The sequence below is a fragment of the Caulobacter henricii genome (assembly GCF_001414055.1).
Lineage (GTDB): Bacteria > Pseudomonadota > Alphaproteobacteria > Caulobacterales > Caulobacteraceae > Caulobacter > Caulobacter henricii.
The window spans coordinates 1,139,898-1,153,156 of the sequence record NZ_CP013002.1; the positions used below are offsets into that span (position 1 = coordinate 1,139,898).

Annotated in this window: 15 protein-coding genes; 2 read left to right on the top strand and 13 right to left on the bottom strand. The window is 65.3% G+C overall.

All coding sequences use genetic code 11. The features are described from left to right. Positions 1-52: 52 nt before the first annotated feature. The 4 genes from purQ to AQ619_RS05370 form a co-directional block, all read right to left on the bottom strand. Positions 53-715, bottom strand: coding sequence for a phosphoribosylformylglycinamidine synthase subunit PurQ (gene purQ / locus AQ619_RS05355; protein ID WP_062145217.1), 663 nt, complete (start codon positions 713-715; stop codon positions 53-55). 55 nt (positions 716-770) lie between these two features. Then, complete coding sequence (locus AQ619_RS05360; protein WP_062145219.1) at positions 771-1,256, bottom strand: DUF3291 domain-containing protein; 486 nt, start codon at positions 1,254-1,256, stop codon at positions 771-773. Between the two features lie 310 nt (positions 1,257-1,566). Further along, entirely contained in the window at positions 1,567-1,743 is a 177-nt protein-coding gene (locus tag AQ619_RS05365; protein ID WP_062145221.1) for a rubredoxin, read from the bottom strand. A 7-nt stretch (positions 1,744-1,750) separates the two neighbouring features. Next, positions 1,751-3,025 carry a cytochrome P450 gene (locus AQ619_RS05370; protein ID WP_062145223.1) on the bottom strand — a complete coding sequence of 425 codons (1,275 nt, stop codon included), beginning with the start codon at positions 3,023-3,025 and terminating at the stop codon, positions 1,751-1,753. A gap of 86 nt (positions 3,026-3,111) precedes the next feature. Between AQ619_RS05370 and AQ619_RS05375 the strand changes: the two genes are divergently transcribed. After that, complete coding sequence (locus AQ619_RS05375; RefSeq protein ID WP_174515173.1) at positions 3,112-3,738, top strand: TetR/AcrR family transcriptional regulator; 627 nt, start codon at positions 3,112-3,114, stop codon at positions 3,736-3,738. A 5-nt stretch (positions 3,739-3,743) separates the two neighbouring features. Here the strand turns inward: AQ619_RS05375 and purS are convergent, their stop codons facing one another. Both purS and purC read right to left on the bottom strand, forming a co-directional pair. Further along, positions 3,744-3,983: a phosphoribosylformylglycinamidine synthase subunit PurS gene (purS, locus tag AQ619_RS05380; RefSeq protein ID WP_062145227.1), complete on the bottom strand. Its 240-nt coding sequence runs from the start codon at positions 3,981-3,983 to the stop codon at positions 3,744-3,746. 180 nt (positions 3,984-4,163) lie between these two features. Further along, positions 4,164-4,922, bottom strand: coding sequence for a phosphoribosylaminoimidazolesuccinocarboxamide synthase (gene purC / locus AQ619_RS05385; RefSeq protein ID WP_062145229.1), 759 nt, complete (start codon positions 4,920-4,922; stop codon positions 4,164-4,166). A 270-nt stretch (positions 4,923-5,192) separates the two neighbouring features. Between purC and AQ619_RS05390 the strand changes: the two genes are divergently transcribed. Continuing rightward, positions 5,193-5,510 carry a DUF1476 domain-containing protein gene (locus tag AQ619_RS05390; RefSeq protein ID WP_062145232.1) on the top strand — a complete coding sequence of 106 codons (318 nt, stop codon included), beginning with the start codon at positions 5,193-5,195 and terminating at the stop codon, positions 5,508-5,510. 78 nt (positions 5,511-5,588) lie between these two features. Here the strand turns inward: AQ619_RS05390 and AQ619_RS05395 are convergent, their stop codons facing one another. The 7 genes from AQ619_RS05395 to AQ619_RS05425 form a co-directional block, all read right to left on the bottom strand. Continuing rightward, on the bottom strand, positions 5,589-7,595 hold the full coding sequence (locus AQ619_RS05395) for a M13 family metallopeptidase (RefSeq protein WP_062145234.1): 2,007 nt from the start codon (positions 7,593-7,595) through the stop codon (positions 5,589-5,591). Between the two features lie 84 nt (positions 7,596-7,679). Continuing rightward, the gene (locus AQ619_RS05400; RefSeq protein WP_062145236.1) at positions 7,680-8,183 is read right to left on the bottom strand and encodes a DNA-deoxyinosine glycosylase; all 504 of its coding nucleotides are present in this window, start codon (positions 8,181-8,183) and stop codon (positions 7,680-7,682) included. After that, on the bottom strand, positions 8,173-8,913 hold the full coding sequence (locus tag AQ619_RS05405; RefSeq protein WP_062145238.1) for a 2OG-Fe(II) oxygenase family protein: 741 nt from the start codon (positions 8,911-8,913) through the stop codon (positions 8,173-8,175). The genes AQ619_RS05400 and AQ619_RS05405 overlap by 11 nt, the downstream gene beginning before the upstream one ends. Positions 8,914-8,915: 2 nt before the next feature. Beyond that, positions 8,916-10,226: an adenylosuccinate lyase gene (purB, locus tag AQ619_RS05410; RefSeq protein ID WP_062145240.1), complete on the bottom strand. Its 1,311-nt coding sequence runs from the start codon at positions 10,224-10,226 to the stop codon at positions 8,916-8,918. A 297-nt stretch (positions 10,227-10,523) separates the two neighbouring features. After that, the gene (locus tag AQ619_RS05415) at positions 10,524-11,021 is read right to left on the bottom strand and encodes a RidA family protein (protein WP_062145242.1); all 498 of its coding nucleotides are present in this window, start codon (positions 11,019-11,021) and stop codon (positions 10,524-10,526) included. A 24-nt stretch (positions 11,022-11,045) separates the two neighbouring features. After that, the gene (locus AQ619_RS05420; RefSeq protein ID WP_062145245.1) at positions 11,046-11,444 is read right to left on the bottom strand and encodes a c-type cytochrome; all 399 of its coding nucleotides are present in this window, start codon (positions 11,442-11,444) and stop codon (positions 11,046-11,048) included. Positions 11,445-11,467: 23 nt separating this feature from the next. Then, positions 11,468-13,072: a flavin monoamine oxidase family protein gene (locus AQ619_RS05425; RefSeq protein WP_062145246.1), complete on the bottom strand. Its 1,605-nt coding sequence runs from the start codon at positions 13,070-13,072 to the stop codon at positions 11,468-11,470. Between the last annotated feature and the right edge of the window lie 187 nt (positions 13,073-13,259).

Consider the following 13,259-nt stretch of genomic DNA (forward strand, 5'->3'; position numbering starts at 1 on the left):
GGGCTATGGTGTTGCGCTAGCCGATCCGTCTCCCTTTGCGGGAGAAGGGTACTCAGGCGCTGGCGAACACGCTGCGGAACAGGATCGCGCCGTCTTCCGAGCCCAGGTCGGCGTCAAACGACCGGTCTGGGTGGGGCATCAGGCCCAGGACATTGCCCTTGGCATTGACGATACCGGCAATGTCGCGGGCCGAGCCGTTGGGGTTGTCCTTGTAGCGGAACACCACCTGGCCTTCGCCCTCGATGCGGTTCAGCGTCTCTTCGTCGGCGAAGAAATTACCCTCGCCGTTGCCGACGGTCATCACCGCCTCGCGCTGCTCGCCGAACTCGGCGGTGAAGCGGGTCTGGCTGTTGACGATGTCGAGCGCCACCGGCTTGCAGATGTATTTCAGCTTTTCGTTGCGCAGCAGGGCCCCGGGCAGCAGGCCCGCCTCGCACAGCACCTGGAAGCCGTTGCAGATGCCGACCACGGCCATGCCGCTGTCGGCGGCCTTGACGACCTCTTTCATGACCGGGCTCTGGGCGGCCATGGCCCCGCAGCGCAGATAGTCGCCATAGGAGAAGCCGCCTGGCAGGACGATCAGGTCCAGGTCATCCGGCAGGGCCGTTTCCTGGTGCCAGACCATCTCGACGCGGGCTCCGGCCGAGCGCTCGATGGCAACCTTGCAATCGCGGTCGCAGTTGGACCCGGGGAAGACGATGACGGCGGCTTTCATGGCGCGGGCTCTTAGCAGCGTTCGGGCAGGATGTCAGGCCCGCGTAACCGGAAACTCAGGCGCATTCGTCCGGAACAGGCGCTTCTGCCTGGCCGGTCGGGGCCGGGAAGGGCGTCCTGAAGGTGAAGGCCTCTGGGCCCGGCCCGTGGGTCGCCAGCTGCGCCAACCGCTCCAGGGCCTCGGCCAGGGTCGGCCTGTGGCCTTCCGGGACCCACCAGAGGGCCATCGAGTCCTTGCGCGGCTCGAACCATTCGTGGCGGCGGCGCATGAGCGCGACATGGCCGCTGCGATAGACGAAGGCTCCGAGCGCGGCGATATCGGTCCAGACCGACAGGTTCGGGATCAGCAGCGGATCGTCGTCAATCGCCAGGTCCGTGGCATTGTTCCCCTCGCCCGTGAGCCGCCACACGAAGCCGGGTGAGGCCTCGGCCAGGGCGTTTATCCGGTCGAGGTTGTCGGCGAAGTCCCTGATCAGCGGATCATCGATCGGGGCCTTCAGGCGTCCGATATTGATTTCGGCCAGTTGGAACTTGGCGCTCATCGACGGTCTCCCTTCCGCTTGGTCCTCACGGCCAGGCTGACCAGAGGTTCCCGCCATGCGGGCGGGTGTCAACCGACGGGCAGTGACGGTCTGAAGGTCCGGTTGTCGGCAGGACGCCGATGGTAAACTTCGACCCGTTGCGGAACTTCATGGTCCATCTCTCTTTGAGAGAGGGGTCTCGAGCGCCGCTGCTTACCCCAAACAGACCAGCGGAATGTCCGCTTGCGGCACTGGCGCTCGGCTATTCCCGTCACGCTCCATCCTCCTCAGGTAAGGGCGGGAATGACGGAGAGATCCAGGGACGTCGCCCTCACAGCTCGATCATGTCGAAGTCCGATTTCGGCGTACCGCACAGGGGGCAGATCCAGTGGGCGGGGATGTCCGCCCACCGGGTGCCCGGGGCCAGGCCTTCGCCCGGATCGCCTTCGGCCTCGTCATAGATGTAGCCGCAGGTTCGGCACTGCCAGACCTTGAAGGGTTCGCTCATCGCCGCCTCAGTTCATCTTGAAGCGGATCGGCACCGACTTGGGGCCGCAGACGAAGTTGGCGGTCATGCGGGTGGGCGTGCCGTCCAGTTCGACGCTGTCGAGGCGGGCGAACAGTTCTTCCCACAGGACCCGCATCTCCATCCGCGCCAGGTGCTGGCCAAGGCAGACATGGGCCCCGTAGCCGAAGGCGACGTGCTTGTTGGGCGTCCGGTCGATCCTGAAGCTGAACGGGTCCTCGAACACCGCCTCGTCGCGGTTGCCCGAGGGATAGGACAGCATCAGCCAGTCGCCCTTGGCGATCTTGCGGCCGGCCAGTTCGGCATCGGCCGTGGCGGTGCGCATGAAGTGCTTCACCGGCGTGACCCAGCGGATCGATTCCTCGACCAGGCCCGGGATCAGGCTGGGGTCGGCCTTGACCCGGGCGAACTGGTCGGGGTTCTCGGCCAGGGCCCACAGCGCGCCGGCGGTGGTCGAGGAGGTGGTGTCGTGGCCGGCCGTGGCGGCGATGATGTAGTAGCTCATGGCCTCCAGGTGGCCCATCGGCTGGCCGTCGATCTTGCCATTGGCGATGATGCTGGCCAGGTCCTCGCGCGGATTGGCCCGGCGGTCCTCGGTCATGGCATTGAAATACATCATGAAGTCCATGACCACCGATTGCAGGCTGTCGATGCCGGCGCTGATGTCGGTCACGACCTTGCCGTCGCGGTTCAGGTCGGGATCGGCATTGCCGAACAGTTCCTGGGTCAGTTTCAGCATGCGCGGCTCATCGGCCTCCGGCACGCCGAGGACCTCCATGATCACGTGCAGCGGGTAGAGGAAGGCCACATCGCGGGCGAAGTCGCAGCGGTCGCCCTGCTGGGCCATGCGATCGACGAAGCCGCGGGCAATCTCGCGGATCCGCGCCTCCAGTGTCCGCAGGTTCTGCGGCAGCAGCGAGCCCTGGGTCACGCGGCGATAGGCGAAATGGTCCGGATTATCCATCTGGACCAGGGATCGCACCAGATGGGGCGAGCCGCCCATCATCTCGCGCACCTTCTTGTCGGCCTCGATGGTGGTGACGATGGTCGATCGGTCGCCGTTGTGGAACAGCTCGTTCTGGCGCTCGACCTCGAGAATGTCAGCATGGCGGGTGACCACCCAGAAGGGGTCGAAACCATCGGGCTGTGCCACCTCCAGCGGGCTTTCGCGCCGCAGTCGGGCGAAGGCCTGGTCGATGCGGTCGCCGTCGGCATAGGCCTTCGGGTCGATAATGGTGTTGGCGATCTCGACGGGAATGGTCATGCGTAGGCTCCTGACTCCTCCGGTGGCCAATTCGCGACCGCCCTTCTTATTTGCTAGTTGTCCAACAAATAAATAGTCTGCGCAAGATGACTTCGACCCTTAAGGTTCCTGCCGCTCGTCGCAGCCAGTTCGACCGCCGTCAGCAGTCGGAGAGCGAGCTCCTGCGAGCGGCCGCCGAGCTGATCGTCGAACGCGGCATGGCGGCGGCGACCTTCGAGAATATCGGGGCGAGGGCAGGCTACAGCCGCGGCCTGGTCACCCAGAGGTTCGGCTCGAAACAGGGGCTGATCGAGGCCCTGATCGCGCGGCTTCAGGCGCGGTTGCAGCACCTGCTGACCGATCGTCAGCTGGAGTCTGCCAATGGGCTCGAGGCGATCCTGGGCTTTGTGGACATCTATCTCCGCAACCTGGCGGAGGATGGCGAGATGCGCGCCTATTTCATGATGATGTCCGGGGCCGTGGCCGAGATCTCGGACCTGCGCGGGCCATTCGCCGCCGCTCACAAGGACGTCGAGATCCGGCTTGAGACCCTGTTCCTGCGCGGCCAGGCCGAGGGGGTGATCCGACCCGGATTCAATGCCGACTCGGCCGCCCTGATGGTCGGGGCCCTGCTGCTGGGCCTGAGTACCCAGAAGCTGGTGGATCCGGATCTGGATCTTGACCCGATCCGGGAAACCAGCCTGGAAACGCTCAGGAGCAGCTTTGCCGCCTGATCGGTCTAGCCGACCTCGATGGCGTAGCTCTCGATCACCGTATTGGCGAGCAGCTTGTCGCACATCGACTTGACCTCGGCCCGGGCCTTGTCGGCGTCGCCGTCGGCCACGTCGAACTCAATGGTGCGGCCGACGCGGACATTCTGGACGTCGGACCAGCCCAGGCCGTGCAGGGCGGCTTCGACGGCCTTACCCTGGACGTCGAGGACGCCGGGCTTCAGGAAGACTTGGACCTTGGCTTTCATCGCGGTTCGACCTTCTTCGACCCTCTTCCTTGGGGAGAGGCCAAGGGGAGGGAAATGCACCCATGCCGAGCATGGGAGGGTGAGGGGTTACGGGGCCAACCGGAGAGGGTTTGACCCCTCATCCTCCCACGCCAGCGGCGCGGGCCCCTCCTTCTCCCTCCGGGAGAAGGGTCCTGTGGGCTAGTGCATGCCGCCCTGAATGACGGTGGGCATTTCCTTCATGATACCCAGGCGGCGCGCCACCTCGGTATAGCTCTCGATGACATTGCCCAGATCGCGACGGAAGCGGTCCTTGTCCAGCTTCTCGTTGGTCTGGCTGTCCCACAGGCGGCAGCTGTCGGGGCTGATCTCGTCAGCCAGGATCACGCGGCTGAAGTCGCCTTCATAGATGCGGCCAAACTCGATCTTGAAGTCGACCAGGGTGATGCCGACACCGCTGAACAGGCCCGACAGATAGTCGTTCACCCGCAGGGCCATGGCCATCATGTCGTCGATCTCCTGGGTTGCGGCCCAGTTGAAGGCGGTGATGTGCTCTTCCGACACCATCGGGTCGTTGAGCTTGTCTTCCTTGTAGTAGAACTCGATGATCGAGCGCGGCAGGGGCTGGCCTTCGGTCAGGCCCAGGCGCGTGGCGATCGAACCGGCGGCGATGTTGCGCACCACCACTTCGAGCGGAATGATCTCGACTTCCTTGATCAGCTGCTCGCGCAGGTTCAGCCGGCGGATGAAGTGGTTCTGGACGCCGATGCCGTTCAGGCGAGTCATGATGTACTCGCTGATCCGGTTGTTGATCACACCCTTGCCTTCCAGCTGGGCCTTCTTCTCGCCGTTGAAGGCGGTGGCGTCATCCTTGAAGTACTGGATCAGGGTGCCGGGTTCGGGACCCTCGTACAGGATCTTGGCCTTGCCTTCGTAGATCTTCTTGCGGCGGGTGGTCATGGCTCTCGTCGAGGCCCTTCTGGATGTAAAACGGCGCCCCGTCGAAGAAACGAAAAGCGCGCGCGGCCGGATAGCTGCGCGCGGCGTTCGACTCAAGGCCGCTCACTGAAAATGTCAGTCTGAACTTATCTGAATGAGGGCTGCCGCGCAAACGCGGGGTCAGGGGCCGTTCAGGTTGACGGGGTTAAACCGGACACTGCGGCGTATCCGCCGATTGCGGCTTGGCCCGTCCCGGGATAGACAGCCGCCTGACATGCTATTGGGGCCTTCATGACCACCTTTGACGATCGCGAACAGGGTTTCGAACGCAAGTTCGTTCTGGACCAGGACCTGGAGTTCAAGGCTACGGCCCGCCGCAACCGCCTGCTGGGCGAATGGGCGGCCGGCCTGATGGGCCTGGAAACCGCTGAGGAATATGCCCGCGCCGTTGTGAAGTCCGACTTTGAGCAGCCGGGCGACGACGACGTGCTGCGCAAGGTTGCCGGCGACCTCAAGGGTTCCGGCGTCTCGGTGTCCGAATCCGAAGTGCGCATGAAGATGGACGAACTGCTGGCCCAGGCCCGCGAGCAGATCAAGGCCGGCGCCTAAGCTCGTCGGGGCCCAGGCCGAAAGTACAAGGGCCGCCCCTCGGGGCGGCCCTTTTCATTTGGCGGCAGGGCCGAGGGCCTACCAGACCCGCGAACGGGCCTCCGGAGCCAGGTAATAGGCCTCGCCGGGCTTCACCCCGAAGGCTGCATACCAGGCGTCGACATTGCGGGTCGGACCCACCACCCGGAAGCTCGAGGGCGAGTGCGGGTCGGAGGCCATCTGCTGCTTGAGCGAGTCGTCCCGCTCCTTGGACTGCCAGGCCTGGGCGAAGGCCAGGAACAGCCGCTGGTCGCCGGTCATGCCGTCGATCACCGGGGCCGGCTTGCCCTTCAGCGAGGCGTGATAGGCGTCGATGGCGACCTGCAGGCCGGCCAGGTCGGCGATGTTCTCGCCCATGGTCAGCTTGCCGTTGATCTTGGCGCCCGGAACCGGCTCGTACTGGTCGTACTGCTTGCCCAGGATCTCGGCCTGGGCCTCGAAGCGCTTGGAGTCCTCGGGCGTCCACCAGTCGCGCAGGGCCCCCTTGGCGTCGATCTTGCGGCCCTGGTCGTCAAAGCCATGGCTGATCTCATGGCCGATCACCGCGCCGATGGCACCATAGTTCACCGCCGGGTCGGCGGCCGGATCGAAATAGGGCGCCTGCAGAATGCCGGCCGGGAAGACGATCTTGTTCTCGAGACCGCCATTGTAGGCGTTGACCGTCTGGGGCGTCATGGCCCACTTGCCGGCATCGACGGGCTTGCCCAGATCGTTCAGGCTATAGGCCCACTCGAAGGCCCGGCTGCGCGAGACATTGCCGTAGAGGTCGGCGACGTCGATCTTCAGGCCCGAATAGTCGCGCCACTTGTCGGGATAGCCGACCATGACCTTCATCTTGGAGAGCTTGGTCTGGGCCTCGGCCTTGGTGGCCGGTGACATCCAGGGGGCCTGCTCGATGCGCTTGGCCATGGCCGTCTTCAGATTGGCGATCAGTTCGACCATCTGGGCCTTGGACGAGGGCGGGAAGTATTTGGCCACATAGGTCTGACCGACGACTTCGCCGACGGTGCTGTCGACCAGACCGACACCACGCTTCCAGCGCGGGCGCAGGGCGGACTGACCGCTGAGGACCTTCACATATTCGAACCGGCTGTCGACGAAGCGCTTGGACAGGTAGGGCGAAGCCTCCTCAACGAGATGGAAAGCCTGCCAGGCCTTCAGGGTCTCGAGCGGGGTCTCGTCATAGACCTTGGCGATGTCGCGAACGGCGGTTTTCTCGCCCAGCACCACCTTGGTCAGGCCCGGCATGCCCGCTGCGGTCAGATAATCCGACCACGGAAAGTTCGGTGCATAGGTCTTCAGATCGGCGATGGAGGTGGGGTTGTAGATCTTGTCGATGTCGCGACGGTCGGCGACGGCCCAGCTGGCCTTGGCGATCGCGGTCTCGAAGGCGACGACATCGGCGGCCAGTTTGGCGGGGTTGGCATAGCCGGCCATCGTCAGGGCGCGCTCGATGAAGGCGGTATAGGCCGCCAGCTGCGGCTTGAAGGCGTCGGTCAGATAGTAGTCGCGGTCGGGCAGCCCCAGGCCTGACTGGCCGACATAGATCGTGTTGATCTCCGGGGTCTTGGCGTCGGGATAGATGTCCAGCGAGAAGATATCCGCGCCAAAGCCGCCGTGGGCGCGGCCCATGGCCAGGGCGAAGTCGGTCTTGCTGCCCAGGGCCGCGATCTTGGCGAGATCCGCCTTCAGCGGCTTATCGTCGATGGCCTCGACCTGGGCCTCGTTGGTGAAGCTCTTGTACAGGCCACCGATCTGCGTCGAGGCATCGGCCGTTTCAATCAGGGTGCGCAGTTGCTCCTGCGAACGGTTGAAGACGTCATAGCCGACACCGGCTGCGGCCTGGTCAGCCGGAATCTGGGTCCTGGCCTCCCAGGCGCCATTGGCGTGCTTGTTGAAGTCGGTGCCGGGCGAGACGGTGGTGTCGCGCGCCGTGAGGTCGACGCCCCAGGCTCCGTACATCGGTTTAGCGGGTTCGGCGGCCAGGGCCGAGGCGGCGACGGACATGGCGATCGCGGAGGTCGCGGCCAGCAGAAGGATACGCATGATTGGAAGTCTCTCCCCAAGAAGGCGAGACGCTGCACCAGGCCGGGCCGGAAGGCAGCTGAAAAGGTTGTAATGTTCCGCCGCTCAGGCGAGGCGGACGCTCAGGGTGTTCCAGGCCAGGGCCTTGTCTTCGAAGCTCTGCGCCGCATGGGCCGGACTGGAAGAGGGCAGGGTGATGAGCGCGACACTGTCGACCAGGCTCGCCAGCAGGCGGCGTCCCAGTTTCGCGGCTGTCCCGCCGTTGAAGGCGACAGCCCGCAGGGCCGGCAGGGACTCGACCAGGGCCAGCAGGTCATTGGCGCGGGGATTGAGGATCGCGGCATCCAGGCTGCCGCGCCGCTCGGCCTCCGCGACGACATCCCACAGGCCGATACCGCGCGCGCGCAGGGCAGACAGCCGGTCCGCATAGGGGCGAGCGACCAGGGGCGTGTCGAGCACCCCTTCGAGCAGCCGCCAGAAGGCATTGCGCGGATTGGCATAGTACTGGCCAGCCGCCAGTGAGGCCTCGCCCGGCAGGCTGCCCAGGATCAGGACGCGGGTGTTTGCATCTACGACCGGCGGGAAGCTTCTTTTACGCTCAGCGACCATTGGGCGGGTCGTTCCGCAGCCAGCCGGTGACGGTCAGGCGCGGCGCGCCGGCATAGGGGGCGACGGGGGCCACCGAGTGTTTGCGCGGCACCTTGAACAGGGTCAGCACATTGAAGGCCGGCGCGAAGCCGCGTTCGACGTCGCCGGCGTCATCGTGAAACAGCAGCTGGCCGCCCCAGTCGGGCCGCCACTGGCGGGTCAGGCCCAAGGTATAGGCCGCCAGCCGTTCGCCCACCCCGGTGTCGTCATGCAGGGTCAGGAAGTCGGCCGGGCGATAAAGCGTCGCCTGGGCATCCACCTTGGTGATGGCGGTCTCGCCGGTAACAGCCGCGCCGAAGGCGATGAATTCGGGGCTGTTGAGGAACGCCGTCAGGGCGTGAATCGGGTGGCCCGGGTCGCGGCCTTCGACGAAGGCGTTGATCATCGGATAGCCCAGATAGATGTAGGCAAACCCGGTGCGGGCCCGAAGGGTGGCGGCATGGAAGCGGGCGGCCACGGCGTCGGCCCCGAGTTCGGCGCGCCGGGCCCGGCTAAGGATCTCGGCCCCGCCCGTTTCGTTCGAACAGATGACGTCCCAGTCGAGGGTCTGTTCCAGAATGCCGGCCAGGCGGTCGACGACCGCCGGCTCGAACACATCGGGAATGCGCACCAGACCCTCGCGCGCATAGACCTGTGCGAAGGCTGCCGGATCCAGCGCCGGATTGAGGCGGAGGACCGGGGCCTCGCTCATGTTCAGCCCTGTTCGCCGAAGACGCGCCGGAAGATCACGTCGACGTTCTTGGTATGGTAGCCGTAGTCGAACAGTTCCTCGAGAACCGCATCCGACAGCGCCTTGGAGACCACCGGGTCGGCCTTGAGGAAGTCGATGAACCTGCCCTCGCCGCGCCACACCTTCATCGAATTGCCCTGCACGGCGGCATAGGCGTCTTCGCGGCTGACGCCCTCTTGCGTCAGGGCCAGCATGACCCGCTGCGAGAACACCAGGCCCCCGAGCTTGTCGAGGTTCTTGGCCATGTTCTCGGGATAGATGTTGAAGCGCTCGATGACGCCGGCCATGCGGCGCAGGGCGAAGTCGAGGTGGACCGTGGCGTCCGGACCGATGCCGCGCTCAACCGACGAGTGGCTGATGTCGCGCTCATGCCAGAGGGCGACGTTCTCCAGGGCCGGGGTCACGGCCGAGCGGACCAGACGGGCCAGGCCGGTCAGGTTTTCGGTCAGGATCGGATTGCGCTTGTGCGGCATCGCACTCGACCCTTTTTGGCCGACCTCGAACGGCTCTTCGGCTTCCAGCACCTCGGTGCGCTGCAGGTGGCGGATTTCCGTGGCCAGACGCTCGATCGACGAGGCCACCACGCCCAGGGCGCAGAAATAGGCCGCGTGACGGTCGCGGGGGATGACCTGGGTCGAGACCGGTTCAACCGTCAGGCCCATCATCTTGGCGACATGTTCTTCGACGCGCGGATCGACATTGGCGAAGGTGCCGACGGCGCCGGAGATCGCGCAGGTGGCGATCTCGAACTTGGCCATAGCCAGGCGCTCCTTGGCGCGCTGGAACTCGGCATAGTAGCCCGCCAGCTTGAGGCCGAAGGTGACCGGCTCGGCGTGGATGCCGTGGCTGCGGCCGACGCAGACCGTCATCTTGTGTTCCAGCGCCCGGCGCTTCAGGGCGGCCAGAAGCAGGTCGACGCCCTCGATCAGCAGATCGGTGGAGCGCGACAGCTGCACGGCGAAACAGGTGTCCAGAACGTCGCTGCTGGTCATGCCCTGGTGCAGGAAGCGGGCTTCCGGGCCGACGATTTCCGACACGTGGGTCAGGAAGGCGATGACGTCATGCTTGGTGACGCGCTCGATCTCGTCGATGCGGTCGCTGTCCCAGATCGCGTCGCGGCCCTTTTCCCAGATCGTCTCGGCCGACAGCTTGGGAATGACCCCAAGTTCGGCCATGGCATCGGCGGCGTGGGCCTCGATCTCGAACCAGATCTTGTACCTGGTCTGGCTGGACCAGATGGCGGCGGCTTCGGGGCGGGCATAGCGGCTGATCATGGACCGGGCGTTTCGGCCGGACCGTCGCTTGAGTCAAGCATCATGGCCGGCGCAGGCCGGACAAAAAGACGGCCGCCTCCCAGGAGAAGAAGGCGGCCGAGTCATTGGGAGGAAACGCCCTGGAAGGGCATGCTCCCTATAGACCCGTCATGACCGTTTGACAACGTTGTCATAAAACTGTCTCCGAAAGATCGCCGTCTCTCGTGGTCTGGCCAAAAAAAGAGGGAGACCGGCCTGGGCCGGTCTCCCCCTGATGCATCTGCAATACCACAGGCGGGAATGGAAACGGGCGCTGCCCTATTTCTTGCGGGCCGCCTGGACCTCGATCTCGACCAGCATGCCGCCTGCGACGAGGCCGGCGACCTGGCTGGTGATCCGCGAAGGCTTGTTGGGCTGTTCGGCCGTGCCGAACAGGGTCTTGTAGGCCTCCATCATGCCGGCGAAGTCCATCTTGCCGCCCTTGGCGGGATCGCCGACCAGCAGGACGCGCATCATCACGACATCGCCCATGGTCGCGCCCTGCGTCTTCAGCGCGTCCTCGATGCGCTTCAGCACGCCCAGGGTCTGGGTCTTGGTGTCGCCGAACGTGGCGGTCAGGGCGGGGTCGCCCTTGGGGTCGAGCATCGGCGGGACCATGCCGCTGACATAGATCATGTCATAGCCGGCCGGCACCGTAACGACGCTGGCAATGGCCGACTTGGGGTCGCCGCCGCGGACGATGTCCTGGGCGGAGGCGGCTCCGGCGAGAGCGGTCGCCAGAAGGACGCCGGCGGTGAGGGTGGCAAGGCGGGTCATGGTCTTCTCCTTCAGGGGGAACGATCAGTGGGCTTGCAGGCCGCGGGCCGTCTGGGCGGCCCTGGCTCTGGCGCGGATAGACGCGACGTCGGCGGCGCTCACCAGCGTGCCCTTGTTGCCCCACGAGGCGCGCACATAGGTGATGATGCCGGCCAAATCGGCGTCGCTGAGGTCATCCTTGAAGGCAGGCATGCCGGCCCGGCCATTCAGCACTGTGGTGACCAGGGGTGCTGCGGGGCCATTGACCAGGGGCGAGGCGGTCAGGGCCGGGAAGGCACCCTTGATGCCCTTGCCGGTCACCTGATGGCAGGCCGAGCAATTGTCTTCGTAGAGCGACTTGGGCGGCGGAGCGGCGGAGGCCAGGGTCGGCGCAGCGCCGGCGGCCAGCAGGCTCAGCAGGGCGAAACGGGAAGCAAGCGTCATCAGGGTTCTCGGGTCCTCGGGTCTCAGGCCTGCTGTACGCGGGCGTGGATCTTGGCGATCTGCTGCCAGGCCGACTCGATGGCTCCAGCCTGCCAGCCGCCAAGGTAGCTGAGGTGCTCGCCGGCGAGATAGAGCCGACCGTCGGGTTCGCACAGCAAGGGATAGGCGTCGCGGCGGCCCGCCTCGCCCCATTCGGCCCAGCCGCCGAGATTGAACTCGGCCAGATGCCAGCAGAACGAGAAGGCGTTCTCGAAACTGGCCGCATATTCCGGAAAGATCTTCTGGCCGCCGGCCACGGCGAACTCGGCGCGGGCCGCCGGGGACTTGGCGCTGATCCGGGCCGCTTCGCCGCCGAAATTATAGTAGCCCAGCAGCACACCCTTCTGGCTCTGCCAGCCGGTGGAGGGCAGGGTGATCGTCCCGATGCCGGGCATGTCGTTATAGATGTGACCGCCATAGATGTGATGGTTCTCCTCCCAGAACCGGGTCTTCATCTGCAGGCCGATCTTGTTGACCGGCGCATAGGCCACGCTTTCCATCGCCGCCTTGAACGGCTTGGAGACCTCGATGTCGATCTGCTTGAGCACGCTCAGCGGGATGGTGCAGACGCAGTAGTCCGCCTCGATCTCGCCGGTTTCGCCGAAGGCGTCCTTGTAGGCGACCTTCACGCCCTTGCCGTTCTGCTTGATCTTCTGGACGACCGTCGAATAGCGGATCATCGAGCCGACGTGCTTTTCGAAGCCCTTGGCGATCTGGTCCATGCCGCCGATCGGCTGCAGCATGGTGCGCTGCTGCTCATAGCCGGTGACCGAGGTCAGGACGCGCCAGGCCTTGCTGTCGAGCACGTCCTTGAAGGTGAAGGGCTCAAGCTCCTTGCCCGGCCCAGGATCGACGCCTGCCCCCGGCTGCACCGAGAACCCCCGGCCCTCGGTGCCCGTATAGGCCAGATCCTTGGGCGACAGTCGGCCCTCATTGATCATGTAGGCGATGAAGGTCTCGCGGTCGGCCGGGGTCAGGGCGGCGTCGAGTTCACCCTTGCTGGCGGCCTTGGCGATCAGTTCGGCCGCATAGCCGCGGGCGTCGGCGGCCAGTTCGCCCTTGCGGACCGGCTTGCCCTTCAGCGGGCCCGAGCCCTTCTCGAAATAGACATAGGCGGCGTCATTGTCGTTGACGAAGCTTTCCAGCAGCACGCCGAACAGCTTGGTGTAATGCAGGGTCGAGCGGTGATGGTACGGGATCCGCCAGGGTCCGTGATTGATGTAGAGGCCCTCGTCGAACTCGCAGGTCTGTTTGTGGCCGAGCAGGTCGGTATGCTGGAAGCCCTTGCGCGCCGTCTGGCAGCGTCCGCCGGCGAAGGCCCGTGCTTCCAGGATCTGCACCTGGTATCCGGCTTTTGACAGTTCATAGGCGGCGGTCATGCCGGCCAGGCCTGCGCCGAGGATGACGACCTTGGTACCCTTGGCGTCGCCGGTCAGGGCCGGTGGCAGCTCGCTGGCCGAGGCCATGCCAAAGCCCAAGGCGTCCATGCCCGACAGCGCCAGGGAGATCCCGCCCACGGCGGCCAGGCCCTCAAAGAACCGCCGCCGGGTGAGTACTTCGCCTGTCGCCAGGCCTACAGTCGTCGTCATGCCAGTCCGCCACTCAAATAAGCCGACGCAGATAACGCGTGCATCGCGGTGACGATACACCCTTCGTCCCTTCGGTCGATCGCGCCCTGACCAAAGTCTCCTGCATCTCGAGATTTCAGGGGCTTGGGCGCAACCGGATTTCAGACGCCGGATGATCTGACATGTTAGATCACGGCCAGATGCTCCG